Here is a 21,551-nt window from a genome sequence, read left to right on the forward strand (position 1 = left end):
GTTCACCTCTAGTCGGTGCCGCCGTCGCTGCCGGGCGGAACGGGAACGGGGGTCGGCCCAGGACCCGGCGTGGGCGGCGGCGCGTTGGCCGGCACCACGTTCAGGTCAATGTTGAATCCGCTCAGCACCTGCTGCGTCGGGCTCACGCCGGCTGCTCCCAGCTCGTCGGGCGTGGCCTGGGTGCTCGCGGGTGAGCGGCGGCCGCCCGTCACGGTGGCGCTCTGGATGCGCCCGCCGGTCTGGACTATGGAGTTCTGCGCGTACTGCACCGAGTGCGTCTCCAGAATGAAGGCGTTCAGCTCGGCCGAGCTCATCCGTCGTCCCAGCGTCGCCTCGCGCGCGGCGATCTGGAGGATGGTGCGGGTGTTGACGATGGTGCTCATGTGCACCACCCGTGGACCGGTGAAGGTAGCCCCGCCCTGCTGCTCCAGGATGCGCATCTGGCGCATGGTCATGTACGTCTCCAGCGGCGTGCCCCGTCCCGGCACCATCTCGGGCGAAGTCTGCACCCACCGCTGCCCAGACGGGATCTCGTCCAAGAAGGCGTAATCCATGTCGAACCGGCCGGTCCGCGGGTCGTAGGAGCGGCCCATTGTCCCGCTGGAGCCGTCGGGCGCGGTCACCGAAGTGTCCACCGTGGTCTTGCCGCCGCTGGTGCTTACCGTGTCCTGGAACCTCCAGCCTCCCGGCGGGGGGGTGTTGGGATCGATGGCCTCGGCCAATCCCGGGACGCGGGTGTTGGTGCGTCCCGGCGTGGCGGGCTCCGGCGCCCCCCCGGGGCGCGTGCGCGGCCCCGCGAAGCGGGCGAAGAGCCAGGCCAGGAACAGGTTGGCGAGCAACCCGCGGTCCCAGCACTGCCCGGTGGCCACGTTGGTGACGATGCCGATCACCGCCGAGAGCGCCATCACCGCGACGATGGCGGCAGCGCCCTCCAGCCCCGCGGCCGCGATCACCACCACGCCGGCTGCCATGGCCGTGCCCGCCAGCGCGCCGATGGCGGCGTTGCGGAAGATGGCGGCGGGGTCGTACCAGTCGCGGCCCCTGGCCACGTTCTCCTCAATTCCCGACACGGCGCCAGCCACCGCTCCGCCCACGATCAGAGCCCCCGGGCCCAGCGTTGGGAAGAGCAGGATGGTGACGACGAGCCCGATCCAGAACGAGGGGCTCTTCATCATGTTCCAGAGGTCCGCCAGCTGCTCGGCGAACCAGTCGCCGATGTCGGAGAGCACGCTGCGCTGCACCGCCGGGCCGTGCTCGGCCTCGCTTTCCTCCAGGTGCCGGTCCACCCGCTGCTGCCCCTCGGCGATGCGGGCGCGGGTGTCGCTTACCGCGTCACGGGCGCGGGTGTCCGTCTCGGCGATGCGCTCGGCCAGCCCCTGCTCCAGCGCGCCGGACGCCTCGCCGAAGCCGGTAGCGGCGGTAGCGGTGGCGGCGTCGAGCGCGACGCCGGTGTCGGCCACCGCTTGGTCGCCCGCGGTGGAGGCCGCGGCGGCCATGCGCCCCATCCCCTGTACCGCGGCCTGCCCGGCCTCGCCAGCCCCGGCGGCAAAGCCCTCCGCTCCCTCGCGCAGCCGTGCGGACACCGCCTCGGTGCCGGTGGACAGCGCTCCGGCGCTCTCGTCCGTGGCGCCGGAGAGCGCTTCGCTCACCTCGCCCCCGGCGCCGCGGGCCAGCGTCGCCGCCTCGCCGTGCATCTCGCGCACCCGGGCGCGGACCTCGCCTCCGGCCCCAGTTGCTTCCTCCTCGTCCAGCGGGACCGCGGCCAGCTGCGCCGCGGCCTGCGCCTGCATGTCGCGGCTGGCCTCGGCGGTCGCCTGGCCTTGCTCGCGCAGCGCGTCCACGGCTCCGGCGCCGGTCTCGGCCACCTGGGCACGGTGTTCGCCGGCGCGCGCGCGCAGCGCCTGTGCGGCGGTGCCCTCGGCCGCGGCGATCTCCCCGCCGGCGGCGCTCCCCTGCGCGCGCAGCCCGTGGATGGTCTGGCGAGCGGCCCCTGCCACGCTCGCGTCGGCGGCGGCGGCGGTCTGGCCCAGGTGGGCCGTGAGCGGCGCGGCTTCGGCTGCCACCACGGCTCCGGCCTGCTCGGCGTGCGCGCGCAGCTCGGTGGCCGCCTCACCCGCCTGGGTGGTCAACTGGGCCGGCGCCTCGGCCGCCGCCGCGTCCATCTGCTCGGCGGAATCGGTGGAGACGCGGCTGGCGACCTCGGCGTGCCCCTCGGCCGCCGCCTGGTCGCCGCCGCCGCCGGTGCCGCTCTCCCCGCGCGCGTTCCCGGCCGCGGTGCCCAGGGTGGTTCCGGCCTCGCTCGCGGCTGACTCGCCGGCCTGCAGCGCGCGGCGCTCCTGCTCCGCGCCGGCCTCCGCCATCCGGGTGGCGCGGGCCTGCACCTCTTCGCCGGCGCGGGCGGTGGCGGTGCTCTCCCACCCGGCGATCCGCGCCTGCTCGGAGGCCTGGGCACCCTCTACCGCGGCGGCCTGGGCGGCGACCGAGGCGTCTACCTGCCCCGTGGCCTGAACGGCTGCGTCGGAGACGGCGGCCACCTGCTCTTCGCCTGTCTGTGCAATCCCCTGCGCCTGCTCGCCGGTGGCGGTGATGACCGTGTCGATGGACTCGCCCGCGGCCGCGGCCATCTCGGCGCGCCCCTCACTCGCGGAATCCGCGAGCGCGTCCAGAAGGAGCTGCGCCCCCGGCGTCTCCCCTTTGGGCATCTCCGGCTCGGGCGCGCCGGCGAGGGCGGCACGCGCCGCGTCGGCCGCCGAGGCCAGCTCGGCTTCCGCGGTCTCGGCTGCGGCACGGGACGCGGCCTCGGCACCGGCGGCATCCGGGGCGGGGGGAGCACTCGCGGGCGGCGCACCTCCGGCCTCTCCCTCGGCCGCCGTCGCCCCGGGCGCCGGTGCGCCCTCCGCCCCGGCGGGTGCGGCTACGGCTTCCACGGCGGGCGGGGCGGGTTCGGGCCGGGCTTCCGCCTCTGGCGCTGCGGCGGGTGTGTCGGCGGTGGGGCGCGCGGCGGGTGCGGGCGCGGGGGCTGCGGCCTCCGGCACGGCGGGAGGCGCATCGGCGGGCGCGGGAAGGGTAGCCGCTGAGGAAGCAGCGGGCGAGGAGGGGGGGCGCGGTGGCTCCCGCTCTTCGTCCGGCTCGTCCGGCGAGCTCCACGCCGGCTTGCGGCGCACGACGCCGCCCTGCTGCAGTACGTGCGTCACCTCGTGCGCCATCAGCCGCACGTCGCCGGCGCTTTCGCCGCGGCCCAGCCATATGTGGCGGTCGTGGGTAAAGGCGCGCGCGTTCAGCCGGCCGGCGGCGGCCTGCGCGCCGGGTCCGTCGTGCACGCGCACGCCGCCCAGGTCCACGCCCATCCGCGACTCCAGCGCACCGCGGGTGCCCGCGGGGAGCGCGGAGCCCGGACCCGGCGCGGCGACGGAGGTGGCCGCGGCGTCGGCCATGGTCGGCGTGGCGGCGGAACTCCCGGGCGCCATCCGCCGCACCGCCTCGCGCTCGCCGCGCTCCTCGGGCCGCACAGGCGAGGAGGAATCCGCTTCCGTACGCCGCGACCGCTGCACGGCGGCGGGCCCCTCTTCCCCCTCCTCCCACGCCTGTATCGATGCGGAATCCGTGTCCGTCCGCCGCGACTGCTGCACGACGGCGGCCGGATCCTCTTCATCCTCCTCCTTCGCCTGGACCGGGAACGAATCCGCTTCCGCCGTCGGCAATGGCAGGGCGGGGGCGAATTCCTCTTCGTCCTCCTGCTTCGTCTGGACCGGGGTGGATCCGTCGCGGTCTTCCTCCTCCTTCGCCTGGAGGACGGGCGCCGGCACGTCGTCGCGCTCCTTGGCACGCGGCGGGCCGCCGGGAGCAAGGCGGGAGACGCGCTCGCCCGGCGCCTCCAGACCGGCGGCCACGCGGCTGGCCACGGAGTCGGCTTCGAGCTCGCACGCATCGCCCGGCTGGCCGATCACCGGCTTGCGCTGCGCGCCGCCCAGCAGGAGCGCAGGCGGGCTTGGGGCCGCCGCCCACCCGGAGGCGCCCGGGGATGCAGGGTCGGGCACCGCTGCGACCGGCGCGCGCGCTGGCGCGGCGGGGGCGTGTGCCCCCTCCGCCCGCGCGTGCGGACGCCGGGTGCGCAGCGCCTCGCTCACCGGGCGACGCCGGTGCGCGGTGAGGAGGCGGCAGTCACGAGATGGCGCCCAGGAAGGCGGAGAGCGCGTCCTGGCGCGCGGCGGCGGGGAGCGCCGGCTGCCGCGGATACGAGGCGCCCGCCTTGCGGTACTCGGCCTCCACCGCGGCGGCCAGCTCGCCCTCGCGCACGATGCCCGCGGGGGATGCCAGGCCCAGCAGCGCGGCGTCCACGGCGGCGTTGCGGATCTGCCCGCCTGTGAGCTCGAAGCGCGCGGCGGCGTCTTCCAGCGCCTCGGCGCCCACCTCGTGGCCGGGGGGAAGGTGGCGCTGCCAGAGCAGCCAGCGCTCCTCCACCTCGGGGAGGTGGAAGCGGACCACCGCGTCCATGCGGCGGTGGAAGGCCGCGTCGATGGAGCCGGGCGAGTTGGTGGTGACGAAGACGATGCCGGTGTAGCTGTCCAGCCGCTGCAGCAGGTAGTTGGTCTCCAGGTTGGCCCAGCGGTCGTTGGACGAGCGCACCTCGGTGCGCCTGCCCATCAGCGAGTCGCCCTCGTCCAGCAGCAGCACGACGTCCAGGTCCTCGGCACGGCCCAGGACGCGGGCCAGGTTCTTTTCCGTTTCTCCGATGTACTTGTTGACGATGGTGGACAGGTCCACGCGGTACAGGTCCAGCCCCAGCTCGCTGGCCAGCACCCGCGCCGCCAGCGTCTTGCCCGTGCCGCTGGGGCCCTGGAAGAGCGCGCGCACGCCGCGGTTCATCCCGCCGGGCATCCCCCCGCCCAGCGCGTCGGCCAGCCGCTCGCGGTGGCGGCAGCGACGCTCCAGGTGCAGCAGCTCGGCGGCGGTGGAGCGATGCAGCACCAGGCGCTCCCACCCGCCGCCGTCTTCCAGGCGCGCGGCCAGCGCGTCCAGCTGCTGCCGGTTGATGGAGCGGGCGGCGGCGCGCACGTCGGCCGCGGTGACCGCGGGGCGGCCCTCGAGCGCGGCGTGCCCCTGCGCCAGCTCGGCCGCGCGGCGGATGTAGCGCCCGCCCAGGGTGTACGCGTCGGCCAGGGCGGCGTGCGTGGCCGGGGGCGAGCCGGGGAGGGCGCGGCTCCAGTGGCGGCGGCGCAGGGCGGGGGACTCGGGGGGAAGGTGCACCACCACGGCCCGCTCGGCGGCGGCGCCGCGCAGCCCGCCGTCGTGCCCCGCCACCACCGCCGCCGGCCCCCGCCACCCGCCCCCCGCGGGGACGTCGAAGGTCTCGCCGGGCCCCATCTCCAGCACGAAGGCGGGGACGGCGCCCAGCAGCGCGCCCAGCGGACCCAGCACCCGCCAAGCGGGGGGGAGCTCCGGCCCGGGCGGCACGGCCTCCAGCACCCCGCGGCCCAGCCCGAGCGCGAGGGCGCCCACCAGCTCCAGCCGCTCGCTTCCCGCGAGCCCGCGCACCACCAGCACCTCCGCGCGCCCGGAGCCGAGCAGGACGCCCGCCTCGGCCGCGCGGCGGCGCGCGTCGTCGTCCAGCACCATCTCGTCCAGCGGGGCGAACGAGCCGGGCGGGTGCCAGCGGACCCCCGGCAGCGGCTCGGCCGGCGTCTCGCCCGCGACGGCGGTCCACAGCGGGGCGGGAACGCGGAGCTGCCACTCGGCGCGCGGGTCGCCGGGGTTGAGCGCCTCCACCAGCCCCGCGTCCAGCAGCGGCCGGCAGAGCGCCCAGGCGTCGCCCGCCGCGCCGTCGGCCTCGTCGGTCGCGCCGGCCACCACCTGGTGCACCAGCGCCACCGTGGGCCGCCGGGCGCCGTCCTGCGCCGCCGCGAACAGGGCGCCGAAGCGCGCGTCCTCCTCCACCATCCCCACCACCAGCAGCGCCAGCACCTGCGCGTCGCCGATGCCCGGCTCGCCGCGCAGCGCCCGCAGCGGCAGGTGCGCGCGCACGGGCGGCTCCCAGCGGCGCACCTGGTCCGCCAGCCAGCGCAGGGCCTCGTCGCTGCGCACGTCGCCCGCGTGTGGCAGCGGGAGCTCGCGCAGGTAGGCGCGCAGGAAGGGGTGCTCGTCGAGCACGGCGTCCGGCTCCCCCCCCGCGGCCGCGGCGCGGGCGCCGGCGAAGGTGACCACGGCCAGCACGGCCTCGTAGAAGCGCAGCGCCAGGTGGCCGCGCGCGTCGTGGGCGACTCCGGGAAAGAGCGGCTCGCTCATGGGCTCAGGCGAAGTGGAAGGTGACCACGCGCGCCAGCTCCGGCACCCAGCCGGGGGTGGCGTCGAGCCCCGCGATGCGCACGGCCAGGCTCACCTGGTCCAGCTCCATCCGCACGTCCACGTGCGCGCGGGTGGCCTGGATGCGGCCGATGCGGCGAAAGAGCGCGCTCTCCAGCCCCTCGTCGGCCCCGCCCGCGCGCAGCGCCGACTCCACCCGCAGGCGGACAAAGGGGACGACCTGGTCCAGGAAGCGCCGCAGCTCCGGAGACGGCTCCATCCCCAGCGGCGGCGAGGGGGCGGGGGATTCGGCGCCGGCGTCGCGGAGGATCGTCGCCCAAGCGTCCGGCAGCGTTTCCGCGGGCGGGGCGACGAACCCCATCCCCGGCGGCACCTCCGGCTCCCGGCCGTCAAGCCCGGCCAGGACGCGCCAGACGGGGTCGTCCGCCAGCCCCGCCGCGCGCGGCCCCAGCAGCGCGCGGGCGAGCAGCTCGATCCATCCCCACCCGCCCACGACGGAGGGAAGCCGAAAGTGCTCGTCCAGCGCGCGAAAGAAGCCCAGCGAGCGCACCACGTTCACCAGGTAGAAGACGCCGCACGCGGCGGACATCGTCTCCGCCGTCTCGATCGGCGCGCCGGTGAAGCGCAGCACGGGCGCCACCCGGCGGATTTCCTCAACCGACGTCGCGGGCGGTTCGGCGGTGGGTTCGGCCGTCGTCTGCCGCGGCTCGTCTGCGGGCGGATCGGCGGGGGATGCCGGTCGGGTCTCGGTGGATGCGGAGCGCGCGTCCCCTTCGTCCGATGCGCGGCTGCTTCCCTCCGCGGCTGGCGGAGAGGCGAACCGCCCGGCCCCCTGCCGCGTGTCCGGCACCTCTGCCGCCGGGACGGACGATGCCGGTTCGGCGGCGGGTGGCGCGGCGGACGAGGGCGGGGCGAGCCGCGCGTCCGGCGCCCGGCCATCCGGCGTTGGAGACGAGGGTGCGGGCGCACGCGGCGGCTGCGGCCGGGGCCGCGCGGTCTCCGCGCGCCAGCGTACAAACCGCTCGACGAAGGCGGGGCCGCGGGCGATCAGCGGTGCGCGGTGCAGCGCCAGCGACACGCCCAGCAACGCGCGCCGCTCCGGCGCCAGCGAGCGCGGCACCAGCGCCGGCCCGAGCACCATCTCCCACGGCGCGGCGATGCCGGCTGCCGGCCCCCGATCCGCCGCGCTCGCGGAGGGGGCTGACCGGGCCGCGCCGGCGGATGGCGACGAGGGGTCGCCGGGACGATGGACGGAATCCGCATCCTCCGCCTCCCCCTCGTCCGCGACGGAGGGCGGCGGCGGGGCGAAGAGGCCGCGCAGCTCGAATGCGTGCGCCACGGCGCCCAGGATGCGCGCGGCCTGCGCGGGCGCCAGGGCGGCCATCACCCGCTCCGCCTCGCCCCAGCCGGCCAGGTGCTCCACTGCGGCGGGGACGTGACGGGGATCGCGCAGCCAGAGGGCCACGACCGCGTCGATGGAGCCGCCCAGCCCCCGCGCCACGGTGGTCCACCACCAGCGCGCGCCCGCCACCCCGGCGCAGGCGTCGCGCGCAAAGGCGGCCAGCAGCTCCGCCTGGTCGGCGAACAGCACCGCCGGGGCGTCCGCGGGGAGCACGCCGCGCGACGGGCGGGCGGCGCCGTGCAGCTGGCCGGAAAGCGCGCCGCGGCAGGCGCGCGCCCACTCGGCGGAGGCGTGCGCGTCCCGCCCCTCCGCGCGCATTCGCCCGGGGAGGGGGTCGCCCAGCGCGCGGACCACCAGGATCGCGGCCGGCGGCATGGCCTCCGGCTCGATCTGCGCGGCGCCGAGCATCCGCTGCAGCCGAAGCCGCAGCGCGGGGTCCGCCGGGGCGCGGCGCCGGGGCGCGTGGGTCGTCATCGCGCCGCTCCGCCGGATAGGGATGCCGGGATCGGTGCGGTCGCGTCACCCGCACGCAGCGTACGCGCGGCGAGGAATGCGGCGCCGCCGGCCGCCAGGGCCAGCGCGAAGAGCTGGGGCAGGGAAAAGGGTCCGGCGACGGCGATGAAGTCGTCGCGCAGCGGCTCCAGGGCAAAGCGGGCCGCGCCGTACGCCAGCGACGCGATCCCCACCGCCGCCCCGCGCGGGAGCGTCCGCCGGTGGAGATAGAAAAAGATGCCGAGCGTCGCGGCGGCCAGGTACAGCTGCACCGGGTGCACGGGGAGCGACGCCGGAGCGTCCGCCCCGATCCACCCGCGCGCGGCGTGCTCCGTCCAGGCGTCGGTGCCCGGCGGGTAGCGCACCGCCCACGGGAGCGCGGCGGGTGCGCCGTAGTCGTCGCCGTTCAGGAAGCACCCCGTCCGCGCGGCGGCGTAGCCCAGCACCGCCGCCACCGCGGAGAGGTCGGCGTAGTCCAGCGCGGGCAGGCGGCGGGCGGCCAGGTACGCGCCGCCGCACAGCGCGCCGCCCGCCAGCACGCCGAACACGCTCTGCCCGCCGCTCCAGAACGACAGCCACTCCACCGCGCTCCCCCCGCCGTGGGACAGCAGAAAGAGCGCGTGCCCCCCGCACGTCCCGCCCAGCGCGGCGCACAGCCACGCGCGGTACGCCTCGCGGGCGTCCAGCCCGCGGGCGGGGGCCCGCCGCAGCGCGTACGCCGCGGCGAGCACCACCGCCAGGGCCGCCAGCAGGCCCTCGGGAAGGGTGGGGGGGACGGTCATCGCCGCCTCACTCGCGGCGGCGGAAGCGGCGCCCCAGCCCCAGCAGCGCCAGGCCCGCCATCGCCAGGCCGGCGCTCACGGGGCAACCCTTGCCGCCGCCGCCGGGGGTGGGACCGGGCTCGTTCCCGGGCGTGGTGCCGCTTCCGGTGCGCGTGAGGGTGCCCCGCACGACGCGCTGCTCGTTCGCCTTGAAGACGTCGCGGGGCACGTCCACCCGCACCTCCGCGCCGCCGCGGGGCACCTCCGTCTCCGTCGTCACGAATACGGTGCGGTCGTAACGGCCGGGGTTGCCCAGGGTAAAGACCAGCGGCCACTCCCGCTTCTCATCCAGCTGGCGCAGCGGAATGGCCTGCAGCAGCCCGCCCAGGTTCTCGGCCAGCACGTACTTCAGGCTGTCGGCGGGGCCGGCGGCGGAGTAGCCCCAGGCACGGATCTGCACCAGCGCGTTGTTGCCGCCCAGCGCCCGGCGGTCGCGCGGGGCCAGGAAGACGCGGGTAGGCCGCCGGGTGCGCTCCGGCCGGGTGGTGTCCCGCCTGATGGGCTCCTGCGCCGCCAGCCGGCGCACCGCGAAGAGCGAGCCCGCCTGCCCGCCGAAGTAGGCCGCCAGCCGCGGGCCGAACCCTTCCAGCGCGGCCACGCGGCACGAGGCGTTGGGGCAGAGGGTGCCCGCGCCCACCGCGCTGATGTTCTTCTGGGCCCAGTGCTGCGCCTGCACGCCGTACACCGACTCCATCTGCGCCAGCTCCGCGGCGGTGGAGATGCCCATGATGTCGGCCTCGTCGAACCCGGCCTGGAACACCGGCGGAAGGATGTAGACGCGCACGCACGGGTGGTTGGGCAGGTTGGGCGGCACCCCCGCCCATTCGTCCGCGGCCTGCGTGGCGTTGGCCATCGCCCCGATCGGCACGTTCTTCTTCATCCCCACCACCCGCCACACGGTGGGGCTGGCGCCGTGGTCGGCCCACAGGTACAGCAGGTTGCGCGTCTGCGGCGTGGTGAAGGTGGAGTGGACGGTGGCCTGCAGCGTCAGCTTGCAGGGGTTGCCGGGATAGTAGGTGTACCCGAGGACGCCGCAGGCCAGCGGCACGATGTCCGGGCTCTGCCAGAACACGGGCAGGCGGCTGATGGTCACGTCGCCGGCGGCGCTGGCCCAGTAGCCCGTTCCCCAGTTGCTGGGCACGCGCCACGAGTTGTTGCACCCGTCCACCGCGTTGTCGGTGGTGGTGTAGGGGAGCGCGGCCGGAAAGGAGTTGCCGGCGGAGTTGGGGGGGCCCGCCACCCCCCAATCGTTCACCACCTGGAAGGCCACGCCGAAGTCGCCGCTCACCCCGCCGATGGCCGAAGCCGGGAACTCCAGCTCCACCCGGTAGCCGCCGGGAAAGTCCTTGCGGACCCTGACGCTGTAGTTGGCCGGGGCGGCCACGTTGGCCCAGCGCGGGCCGCCGCCGCAGATACCCGCCGCCATGGTGCCCGTGCCCCACTGCGACTGCACGTTCGTCACCTCATTGGGGTCGCCCATGCTGCTCTCCCAGCGATGGGTGACCACCAGCCGCATGTCGGCCGCATCCAGCTGCGCGCCGCCGCTCAGGTTGTGGTCGAACTGGATGGCGATGCGCTCGCCGTTGGTCAGCAGGTTTCCCCCCGAAGTCTCGGTGGCGTCCTGCACCTCGAAGATGAAGCCCAGGTACAGCGTCGCGCCGCGCATGTACCGCTTGGTGGACACCGTGACGTCGTACGGCAGCATGTCCGCGTCGTGGAGCTTGCCCACGCACGCGTCGCTGGCCGAGGAGGCCCGCGAGGCGTCGGCCCAGTCGCCGCCCTGGCCGTCGATGGTGGGCGACCCCTTGAGCAGAAAGCCGAGCGAGCAGGGCGATGCGGCGGCCAGGGGGGCCGGGGCGCTCGCCAGCGCCAGGGCGGCGGCCGCCAGGGCCGCGAGCCGCGAAAGGTGGGGGGTGCGGAATCGGTTCATGGCGCGACGCTCCTGCGTGGTGAGGGCGGATGCATTGAAGTGGTTCCGTCTCAGGAATGGCGGACGCGCAGCGCCAGCGGGGGCGCCAGGTCGCCGGGGACCGGCGCCGGGCCTCCGGCCGCGGCCTGCACGTGCACGTTCAGCGTGGCCGTGCGGTCGGTGCTGGTGCGCGCCGGCATCAGCACCAGCAGGTCCAGCGGCACCTGCTGCCCCAGCGTGGCGGAAACGGTCGTGGTGAACACCCCGGGCGAGGGGTTGGCCGTCGCCACGCCGCCGAACTCGGCCTGCCACACCGCCTCGGCCGAGGTCAGGGTGACCGTCACGTTCACGTTGACCGGGCTGGGCAGCGTGGCGGGGCCGGCGTAGCGCACGTGGAAGAGGAAGCTGCCTACCTGCCCCGGCGGCGCGTCGTCCAGGTTGAACGGCAGGCTGGTGGGCGCCAGCACCTCCAGGCTTCCGGACACGGCCCCTCCTTCGTCGCTGGACACGGTGAGCTGCCGCGTGGCAGACACGTCGCGGTCGTTGGGCGGGTCCACGGTGGCGCGGAAGGTGAGCACCACCTGCTGCCCCGCGGCGATCCCGCTGGCCGGGGGGCGCACCCGCGCCGCCACGGTGGTCTGCGCCCCCGACGCCAGCTCCACGGTGCCCGCGGTGAGCACGGCGCCCGTGGCATCCTCCAGCGTGACCGCGTTGGACCAATCGCCGGCGGTGCCCGCCGCGGTGGCCTGCAGGCGGAAGGTGAGCCGCCGGTCGGTGGCGTTGCGCACGGTGAACAGGTGCGGGAACCCCTCGGTGTCGCCGGGAACCAGGTTCAGCCCCCGCGGGCTGCTCTGGTAGGTGACCACGATGGGCCCGCTGGCCACCCCCTCGCCGCTGAAGCCCGCCACGAACTGGTTGATGGCGGCCTGCGCGGCCACCGCGCCCGGCAGGTCCGCGGCTTCGATGGCGGGGAGCAGCGCGCGGCCGCCGCCGGGGAGCGCGGTGTTGAGCCGCACGTTGACCCCCGCGCCGAAGTTCTCGCGCCCCTGCGTGTGCACCACGCCGGGGATGGACGAGCGGAAGAGCGTCTGCAGGTCGTCCTGCACGCGGTGCAGCTCGCGCAGCGCCTCCAGCGCGTCGCGCGTGTCCAGCGCGTTACCCCCGGCCAGCGCCGCCTGGCGGGTGGCCACGTCCATCACGTCGCGCACGGCGTTCACGATGGACACCTGCGCGGCCACCTTGTCCGCGTCGGTGCCGGGGGGAAGAAAGAGCCGCTTGCGCACCACCCCGCGCCACGCGCTCCACGCCGTCTCCAGCGTCACGGCCAGGGTGTCGCGCACCCGCGGCCCCATCGTCTCGCGCGTCACGAACACCGCGTACGGCGCCGGGGGCGAGCCCCCGCCGGCGGCCGGGAGGTTGTCCCGGGTGCGCCAGAGCACCACCTGCGCGGTGCGCGACGACAGGTCGACGGGTGCGTGCGGCAGCGCATGGCGCAGCACGCGCTGCAGCTTGGCGCCGGAGAGCGGCGACGGCGGTCCCAGCGTCAGGCCGCGAAAGAAGACGGCGTGCGCCAGCCCCCGCCCCACTCCCGCCTCGCGCAGCGGCAGCAGGCCGCAGGGGGGGAGGAAGCGGAAGCGCTGCGCGGCCTCCACCAGCGTGAGCTGCGCGGTGGTCATCGTCGACGCCACCAGCTCCGCCACCTGCTGCTGGAACTGGAGGACCATGGCCAGCGCCTCGGCCTCGCGCCGCCGGTCGTGGAGCACCGGGAGCGTCCCCGCGCTGGGCTGGGGGACGAGCGGCCGTCGCACCGCCCAGGCGTCCACCCACTCCACCCCGCGCTGGCTCAGGTAAAAGAGGGCGATGGGCACCTCGCACGACGCCAGCTCGCGGCGCGCGCGCATCCCGTCCACGGCGCCGTACTCCGGGTCGGGAAAGCCGCTCTCCGCCGCGAAGGGGGAGGCGCTCTGCCCGGCGAGCCGGTCCACGCCGAAGCACAGGTAGGCGGCGCCGTTGCGCAGCCTGGACAGCTCCTGGTCCAGCGCGGTGCGCACGGCGGGGGTGGCCGAGGCGCCGCCGCGCCGCACCAGCTCCACCTTCTCCTCCACGTCCTGCACCAGCTCCGCCAGCGCCAGCGCCAGCGGGGTGGGCGTCTCGCCCGCCGAGGCCAGGGGAAGGGGGGCCACGGAGAAGCGCGCGCCCTCCAGCGCCCAGCGGCTGGCGCAGCTCCCCGCGATCCCCTCGCTTCCCAGCTCCGCCATGGGCGCACGCTCCTCGCTGAGCGCCGAGGCGGGGGAGGCGGTGAGCACGTAGAGGCCCACGTTGGTGAGCTCCAGCGGCACGTGCCGCGGCTTGCAGACGGCGAAAATCCCCGCTTCGGCGGCGGCCTCCTCCTCCACGCTCACCAGCCGCAGCTCCACGGGGCGCCCCAGCGCCACGGCGTCGCCGTCGCGGTTGAAGGCCAGCCCCGGCTGTATGGAGAGGACGGGCGTCTCCTCCACGTCCCCGGCGGCGGCCACCTCCAGCCCGTGCGCCACTCCCTCGCCCAGGGCGTGGGCGAGCTGCCGGTCGCGGCCGCGGACGGCCTGCTGCTCGGCGCGCAGGTCCTCGGCCGTCAGGATGCGGCCGTTGAAGAAGTTGTTCAGCCGGATGCCGTTGGTGAGCACGGGCTCCAGCAGGTCGGTGGCGTCCATTCGCGCGTCTCCTCCGGGCGTCACCCGATGCGATTGATCTCGATCGTGAGGCGGTCGATCCGCTGCATCTCGGTGCCCGCTAGGCTCGCGGCCACCAGCACCCCCTCGGCCGACGAGCCCTGCGACAACAGCGGCACCACCTGCATGGTCTCCGTGTCCCACGCCGTCCCCTTGACCACGTAGCTGCCGGCGGGCACCTCGCCGCGGCCGAAGGTGACCCGCATGGTGATGATCCGCTGCCGCGTGGACGGCTCGATCATCTCCACCACCGTGGCGTTGTAGGCATCGCCCAGGGGGGTGGCGCGGCCCGGGATCTCCCTCACCTCGAAGTTGCCGGCCGCCACGATGCGGTACACGCCGCCCGGCGCCTGCACCGCGAACCTGGGCCGCCACGAGCCGGCATTGGTCGCGGGGTCGACGGTCCAGACGAGGGACTGCCCCGCGCGGGTGGGCTGGTCGGTGGCCGCCCACTGCCCGCCTCCGGTGGCCTCGTCGCGCCTCCACGCCAGGAGCTGCCCCGTCGCGGCCGGACCCGCCGACGCCTGCCACGTGGTGCCGTTCCAGACCAGGAACTGGCCCGCCGCAGTCGGCGCCGCGTCCGACACCGGCTGGCGCTGGATGCGGGTGACGGTGAGGTCCGCGAGCGGCCCCGCGACGTCGCCCCCCGCGGTCCCCCCCGTCGCGGGGGCGGCCGGTTCCCATCGCCGCCGGGCGGTGCTCCAGGTGAGCACCTGCCCGTTGGCGGCGGGCGCCGTGGGCGACACCCGCTGACCCTGGATGCGCTCCACCGTGTTGCTCCCCACCGGCCCCGTGACGTCGCCGCCCAGGGAGGGGAGCACGGTGGCCTGCTCGCGGAACACCACGTACGCGCGCACCTCCGGGCCGTGGCGGTCCAGCAGCCCGCCGCTGGGGCGGTCGCCCCCCACCCCGGCCGGCGCGCTGCCGGCGTCGGTGATCTGCGCCAGATCCAGGCGCAGCTCCACCGTGTCGCCGTCGGCCGCGCCGGGGGAGAGCACCACGTCGAAGGCGTTGTCCATTCCCCCCACCGCCGTCACCGACCCGGGGGCCACGAGGGCGCCCCCGTTCACCACCACCGTGACGGCGTCGGCGGGAAGGTCCAGCGCCGCTTCGTGGTGCAGCCACAGCCGCACCGTGTCCAGCGCGATGGGGGCGGCGGTCGCAAAGGTGTCCACCTGCCCGGAGCAGCAGTCGCCCCCTGCGTGGGTGAGCCATTCCTGCAGCAGGCGGGTGTGCAGGAGCACCGGGCGGCGCTCCTCGTCGGCGGGAAAGGGGTTCCCCGCCACCCGCCACCCCGGGGCCACCGGCAGGTCCACCTCGGCCAGCAGCACGCAGCAGTCTTCCTGAGCCAGGTAGCCGCACGCATCGCGCACCGGCTCGGCGGCGCGCACGCGGGGGCGCACCTCGGTGGCCCACACGCGCACCGCCTCGCGGATCGCCGCGCCGGCCTCCCCCTCGTCCAGCACGAAGCCGTCGCCCTCTCCGGGCGGTGAGCCGGGGAGCAGCCAGCCGTCCCCCACGTCCAGCGCGCGCACGGCGGCCACCAGCGCCTCGCGGCCCCCGCCGGGCCCGCCGCCCTCCACGCGCACCCGGTCCAGCAGGCGGCCAAAGGCGCGCACCGCCTCCTCCTCCGGCTGCGAGAAGCGGAACTGCGTGAGGCCGCCCGGGTTGTCGCCGGGGGGCGAGTCCCACGGCGCCTCGTCGCGCAGCGCCAGCCGCAGCTCGAAGCTCTCGCGGATGCGCGACGGCTGCATGGCGTCGTCCTGGCTGCGGCACGGCTCGCCGGGCACCGGCACCACGTCGTCCGGGCACTCGCGGTGGCACAGGACCACGGCCAGCGGGATGGTGGCGGGCCCGGCGCCGTACAGGCGCTGCAGCACCTCGCGGTGGCGGTCCAGCCAGGCGTTCAGCCGCACGCACATGGTGGCGGGAACGCAGATGTCGCGGCCGCACGGGTCCACGGCCGCCCCCTCCGTCACCCGGATCTCGGGATCGGCGTCGGCGGGATCGGGGGTGGAGACCTGCAGCCCCCACACGGTGCCGTAGCCGTGCAGCCACTGGTTGTGCCGCCAGCGGCCGGCCCGGTGGTAGAGCTGCTCCTGCTGGAACTCGTCGACCCCCAGCACCAGGCCCAGGGTGTAGTTCACGCGCTTGGAGGGGTCGGCGCGGAGGGGGCCGGCGGCGGCCGTGGCGAATGCAGTCATGTCCACCTCGCAGGGGTCGCCCGCGGTTGGCGGCGCACGGCGATGGGGTCGCGCCCCACCACCCTGCGCCCGGTTGTGTTCCAGGGTTCGGTCCATGCCAGCTGCGCGGCCCCCAGCACGCCGCGGCCCAGCTCCAGCGCGGTAACGCGGCTGCCCTGGCCCAGCAGCGTATCGGTGCCCAGCCGCGCCTCGCCCACGCGCATGGCGGCCCAGTACAGGCGCGCCTCCACCACCGTGTGGGCGGGCTTTTCGATCTCGGCGATGCGGCGCGCCAGGTCGCGCCGGCGCCGCTGGCTCTCCGCGTCCTCGCCGGGAACCACGGGCACCAGCACGGTGAAGCGGTGCGCGGAGCGGTGCATGGGCACCACCACGCTCACGAATGTGATCCAGTCGCCCAGCTCCCCGCCCCCGGCCGGCATCTCCGTGGGGAAGGGGATGTCCTGCAGCGAGGCCGCGGCGGCCGCCCCCGTGCGCTTCCACGCCGCGTTCAGCGCCTCCACGGTGCGGTGGCGTCCCGCCAGGAAGTCCTGCCACAGGGGGAGCTCGCGCGCCTCGGGCGGCACGTAGGTGAAGCCCAGCCCTTCGCGCAGGAACGTCCGCCAGTCCTCCGCCCGCCTGGGCGGCGGCGCCGTGGCGGCCAGGCGGATGAGCCGCGACTGGAACGAGGTGTAGGCCGTCCCCCAGGCCGCGTTCAGCGCCTGCACGGTCTCGTACCGCCCGGCCAGCCACTCCCGCCACCGCGCGTGCAGCGGCTCGGCCCCCTGCGCGGGGGTCCAGGCAAGCGCGGTGGTGGTGGTCCCCGGCCCGGCCAGGTCGCTCACGTCGCCGTACGCCACCCCCGGCGAGCCGCGGGCGAGGAACCGCTCCACCACCCGCACGCCGAAGCTCGACCGCGCCGCCCCTCCCGCGCATCCGCACCCCGCCGGTCCGCCGGCGGTGGGTGCGGCCGATCCGGCGCACCCGCAGTCGTCGAAGAGGTGCGGGTCCACGCACGCCTCCAGCGCCAGCCGCAGGGCGCGGACGATCCCCTCGCGGGTGCCGCGCGAGGCGTACATGCGCATGGCGTTGGCGAGAAAGAAGCGGCGCCGCGGCTCGTCCCAGGCCGCGTCGAACGTCGCGCCCATCCACCCGGCCAGCCATTCCAGGAACTCCGCGGGGACGGTGCGGGTGTCGAACAGCATCTGCGCGTCGGCCACGCGCCCCTCGATCTCCGTGAGCGTGCCCTCGGCGTTGGCCAGCAGGCGGTCCACGAACGAGGCGGAGGCGGGGTCTTCGCGCCACACGGCGGGGAGATAGCGGGCCAGGTACGAGAAGCGCGGATAGTAGGCGCGCAGCCCGTGCAGCCGCGGCGTGGTGCGCCCGTTTCCGACCAGCGTCACGCGCAGCTGCAGGTAGCGCCCGCGGGCGTTCTGAAAGAGCAGCTCCCAGGTGCCGGCCTGCCCATCGGGGCCCTGCAGCGGGGCCGCGCGATAGGGAAGCTCGGGCCCGCCGCCGCGCAGGTAGGGCGCGGGCTCCTCTTCCCAAGGCAGCGCAGGCAGCTCCTCCAGGAAGTCCGCCGCGCGGCTCTCCACGCGCACCGAGGCCTCGGGGGGGATGCAGGCGTCCAGCATCAGCCGGTGCCACACGCACCCGGGCTCGCGGCCGTCGAAGGCGCGCTCGTCGTCCGTCCCCCCGCCGCGCGCGGGAAGGCGCAGCACCGCCTCGCGCTCATAGCTGGGGCGGGGGTAGGCGAGAAGGGAGACGAAGCGCCCGCCGGGGCCGTCGTACCAGGCCCCGCCCCCCGCTGCCACCACCGCCCGCCCGCCGAAGCGGCGCATCGGGTAGAAGTCGCGCCCGAACCCGATCTGCAGCCCCTCCGCCGCGCCGGCTACGGTGAAAGCGAACGCCTGGTTGCCGCTGGGGGATACGATGAACGCCGTGCCGCGCACGTCGTGCCTTGAGCACGCCGCCCCGGGGACGAAGGCCAGGTCGAAGCCGCGCGCCAGGCCGGCCAGCACCCCGGGCACCTCGTCCAGCAGCGGGGCCAGCGGGTACGACGCGTGCGCGCCGTCCAGCGCGAAGCGGTGCAGCGCCGCGGCGGCGGTGGCCCCGTCGCGCCCCAGCACCAGCGCGCTCCCGTCGCACAGCGCGTCCACCGCCACCGGGTCCAGCACGGCGCCGACGTCCAGCGACGCGTCCAGGGTGATGGGTCCCACGGCGTCTTCCGCCACGACGTGCGCCGCAGCCGGCCCGCCGGCGGGGACGAAGTCGGGCGCGGCGTGGGCGGGCGGCGCCGCCGGCGCGCCGGAGATCACGCGGAAGAAGCGGTCGAGCGCCCACAGCCGCGCGTGCTCGCGGTCCAGCACCCAGACCCCCCCGCCCGGCGCCGCGGCGATGTCCCAGGGTGCGAAGGGGACGGAGGCGGGCCAGGGGAGCGCCACCGGCGGCCCCCCCGCCGCCAGGTCGAACACCAGCAACCCGGCCGGCTCCAACGTCCCCACCACCAGGTAGTGGTCGCCGGTCACGGCCAGCCCGCGCAGGGGCACCGGTGAGGGCGCTGGCGGGGGTGCGGCGGGCGTGAATGCGCCGGCCGGCGCGCTGCCGCACGGCGGCGGGGCCTCGGGGGGCCAGAAGCGCGTCTCGGCGGGGTCGTGGTGCGAGCGCGCGCGGATGGAGCGGCGGTCCGCGCCGATCACGTACCAGTTGCCGAAGCGGTCGCGCCCGGCGCCGCGGCGGTCGTCCTGCGACGGCGGCGCCTCGGCGATGCGCGTGGGAAAGACCACCGGGAGGCGCTCCAGCCCCAGCGCGCCGCCGGACCACTCGGCGCCCGCGGCGGGGCCGGACGCGCCGACCCAGTCGTCGTGCCCCAGCAGCAGGTGGAAGCGGGTGCCGTTGACGTCCATGGCCGGGCCTCAGCAGCTCTTGGGGACGACGGGGACGGGACGGCGGCGGGTGGCCGCGCTCGCGCCCGTGGGAGCCGCCGTGTCTTCCGCGTCGCCCGCCCGCACCGTCAGCCGGTCCAGCCGCGGCAGCTCCAGGCCGCGGATCGGCAGCGTGGCGATCTCCGTCCCCCCCTCGTTCCACATGCGCACCCCGCGCACGGAGGCCACCCCCGCCACCCGCGCCACCTGGGCCCACAGCTCGCGGTCCTCCACCGGCTTGTCCAGCGGCCACCCCGTCCCCTCCTGCCCGCCCGCCAGCGGCGACAGGAATGCGCGCAGCGCCGCCTTCACCGCTTCGCGCACCGTGGCCAGGTCGGCTCCGGGAACGGTGTCGAAGCCCACGGACAGGGAGAGGGAGACGTACTCGGGGCCGCGCAGGTGCACCTCGGTGGTCACCAGCCGGCGCGGCTCCAGGTGCGCGCAGACGGCCTGCAGAAAGAGGCGGTCGGGCACCGGCGCGTCGGGGCGCAGCGGGTCGTTGGGAATCAGCAGCAGCGTCACCACCCCCGGCGCGGGCGCGCCGGCGTCCGGGTGCCAGGTGGAGAGCACCTCCATCCGCCCCAGCGAGATCCCCGGCGTAGCGGTGACGATCTCGCGGAAGTCGTCCTTGGATACGGCGCGGTCCTGGTTCCGCAGGGAGAGCGGAATGCGACGCTCCGCATCGACCGTGGTCTCGCCGTCGTCGCCGCCCCAGGTGGGGATGGGGTTCACCACCTTGAAGCCGGCCGGCAGGAGCGGCCCCGTCTTCACGGCGCCGATCCCCACGTTGCCGGCGCTCCCGCCCCCGTAGGCGTAGGCGGCCACGATGGCCGCGCCCGGCGGCGGCCGCATCCCCGCGTAGCCGTTGCCAAAGGTGACCACGCCGCTCTCGCGGTCCACGGCGAACACGCGCGGGTCGCCGCCGGCGGTCGCCTCGGCCCCGGGGGGCAGGGTGGGGTCGCGCACCGGCACCTCGGCGGGGGCGGCCAGCAGGTCGCTGGTGCGGGTCCACAGCTCGCCGTTCACCGCCAGCGACACCGATTCGGGAAGGACGGGCACGTTGGGGAGAGCCAGCGACTGGTCCGGCTCGCCCGTGCCCACCCCCACGCGCTGCGCGGCCACGGGAATGCGCTGCGAGATGCGGGTGGCGTTCACTCCCAGCCACGAGAAGCGCGCCTCCCATCCCGCCGATCCCCCGGCAGACGAGCTGGGCGAATCCGGGGCGTCGGCCAGGCGGATGCGGATCCAGCAGAGGACGCGCGCGGCCAGGCTCTCGTCGTCCAGCGCGGGGGGCAGGTCGCCCACCCCGTCGTCCATCGGGTCGAGGTCGTCCCAGGCGCCGAACGCGCCCTCGGCGGGCAGGGTGAGCTGCACCAGCGCCAGGTTCTCCAGCGCGTCGGCGTCGGCGGCGGCGTCCAGCGGCGTGTAGACGGGCTCCTGGGCGGCGTCAAAGGTGCCGGTGGAGATGTCGAAGGAGAGCTGCGGCACCGCCCGCGCGGCCGCCCCCCCCGCGCGCAGCTCGCGCTGGCTTGCGTCCCACGCCGGCGCGATCCCCAGGGTGAGCACCTTGCCGGCGATGCGGGCCCGCACCTCGCTCCGCAGCGCGTCGTCCGGCTTGTCGGCGGCGCGCAGCAGCACGGCGAGCCAAAGGGCGTGGTCCACCGCGTCCGCGGTCAGGCTCACCGCGCCCACGCGCGCGCCGTTCACCGGCCACTCGAACGGGGTGGTGCGGTAGAAGTCCAGCGTGGCCGCGTCCTCGCCCTCGCCGTCGCCAAAGAGCTGCGAGTACATGGTCTGCGCGGTGTCCGTCTCCGTGCCCGCCGCCAGCCGGGCGCGGTAGAACACCTTTCCCTCCACCGGCAGCACGTCCAGCCCGTTCTCCGTCACGAACCCCGTGGCGCCGGAAAAGAGCTGCAGCCCGGCGGGAAGGGTCACGGTGTCCAGCGGCCCGCGCTCGTTGGCGATGGCGGCCACGCCGGTGGCCGCGGCGGCGGGGCGCAGGGGAATGCCCAGCAGCTCCAGGAACTTGAGCCGGTTGCGCTCGGGGATCAGGTTGGCGCGGTAGAGCAGGCTGTCCGTCATGAAGGCGAACAGCTGCAGCAGCGTCACCCCCGGGTCGGCGTCGTTGAAGTTGCGCCACTCCGGGTTGTGCACCGGAATGCGCGCCAGCGCTTCCGATAGGATCTGCGTGTAGTCGCGGTCGTCTATCCGCGGAACGATGAGCGGCATGGCGCCTTCAGAATCTCGTTGCGGGAACGGTCCTCGCCGCTCCACGTCCTAAGTCCTAAGTCCTAAGTCCTAAGTCCTAAGTCCTAAGTCCTAAGTCCTAAGTCCTAAGTGCTCGGTGAAAAGCGCACTCACGCACTCACGCACTGCAGTTCAGCACTCAGCACTTAGCACTTAGCACTTAGCACTTCCCCCTCACCCCCCCAGCTCCACCCTCACGCTCACCTGCTCCGTCGCCCGATCCGCCACCAGCTGGTATCGCACCGTGGCGACGGCGGCCCGCGGGTCGTCCTCCCCCTCCTCAACCGTCACCGACTGCAGCGTGATGCGCGGCTCCCAGCGGCGCAGCGCGTCCTCCACCCGCTCCTGGATGCGGCGGCGCGTGGAGACGGTGTTGGGCTCAAAGAGGAAGCTCCCCGCGCCTCCCCCGAACTCGGGGAGCATCACCCGCTCGCCCGGCTCGGTGAGCAGCACGTGGCGAATGCACTCGCGCACGTTGTCTGGCCCGCGCGACGACGCCACGCGCCCGTCGGGGCCCAGCCGCAGGGGAAACGAGATCCCCGACCCGAATACGGTGTCGCCGGCCACG

General features: G+C 75.8%; 10 protein-coding genes. All 10 read right to left on the minus strand.

Features of this window, described 5'->3' with window-relative positions; all coding sequences use genetic code 11:
* Positions 1 to 8 precede the first annotated feature (8 nt).
* Entirely contained in the window at positions 9 to 4,127 is a 4,119-nt protein-coding gene (locus VF584_20585) for a DUF4157 domain-containing protein (protein ID HEX8212587.1), read from the minus strand.
* Positions 4,128 to 4,161: 34 nt separating this feature from the next.
* A complete protein-coding gene (locus tag VF584_20590; protein HEX8212588.1) occupies positions 4,162 to 6,282 on the minus strand; it encodes an ATP-binding protein in 2,121 nt (706 codons plus the stop codon).
* A gap of 4 nt (positions 6,283 to 6,286) precedes the next feature.
* The gene (locus VF584_20595) at positions 6,287 to 8,176 is read right to left on the minus strand and encodes a hypothetical protein (protein HEX8212589.1); all 1,890 of its coding nucleotides are present in this window, start codon (positions 8,174 to 8,176) and stop codon (positions 6,287 to 6,289) included.
* Positions 8,173 to 8,976: a prolipoprotein diacylglyceryl transferase family protein gene (locus tag VF584_20600; GenBank protein HEX8212590.1), complete on the minus strand. Its 804-nt coding sequence runs from the start codon at positions 8,974 to 8,976 to the stop codon at positions 8,173 to 8,175. Before VF584_20600 ends, VF584_20595 begins: the two co-directional genes overlap by 4 nt.
* A gap of 7 nt (positions 8,977 to 8,983) precedes the next feature.
* Complete coding sequence (locus VF584_20605) at positions 8,984 to 10,945, minus strand: hypothetical protein (GenBank protein HEX8212591.1); 1,962 nt, start codon at positions 10,943 to 10,945, stop codon at positions 8,984 to 8,986.
* A 50-nt stretch (positions 10,946 to 10,995) separates the two neighbouring features.
* The gene (locus VF584_20610; protein HEX8212592.1) at positions 10,996 to 13,614 is read right to left on the minus strand and encodes a hypothetical protein; all 2,619 of its coding nucleotides are present in this window, start codon (positions 13,612 to 13,614) and stop codon (positions 10,996 to 10,998) included.
* 20 nt (positions 13,615 to 13,634) lie between these two features.
* Positions 13,635 to 15,836 carry a hypothetical protein gene (locus tag VF584_20615; GenBank protein HEX8212593.1) on the minus strand — a complete coding sequence of 734 codons (2,202 nt, stop codon included), beginning with the start codon at positions 15,834 to 15,836 and terminating at the stop codon, positions 13,635 to 13,637.
* Entirely contained in the window at positions 15,833 to 18,718 is a 2,886-nt protein-coding gene (locus VF584_20620; GenBank protein HEX8212594.1) for a phage tail protein, read from the minus strand. The genes VF584_20615 and VF584_20620 overlap by 4 nt, the downstream gene beginning before the upstream one ends.
* 9 nt (positions 18,719 to 18,727) lie before the next feature.
* A complete protein-coding gene (locus VF584_20625; protein HEX8212595.1) occupies positions 18,728 to 20,965 on the minus strand; it encodes a putative baseplate assembly protein in 2,238 nt (745 codons plus the stop codon).
* Between the two features lie 192 nt (positions 20,966 to 21,157).
* On the minus strand, positions 21,158 to 21,550 hold the full coding sequence (locus VF584_20630; protein ID HEX8212596.1) for a GPW/gp25 family protein: 393 nt from the start codon (positions 21,548 to 21,550) through the stop codon (positions 21,158 to 21,160).
* Position 21,551: the final 1 nt, after the last annotated feature.

It is taken from the genome of Longimicrobium sp. (assembly GCA_036389135.1).
In the GTDB taxonomy this organism is placed as follows: Bacteria; Gemmatimonadota; Gemmatimonadetes; order Longimicrobiales; family Longimicrobiaceae; genus Longimicrobium.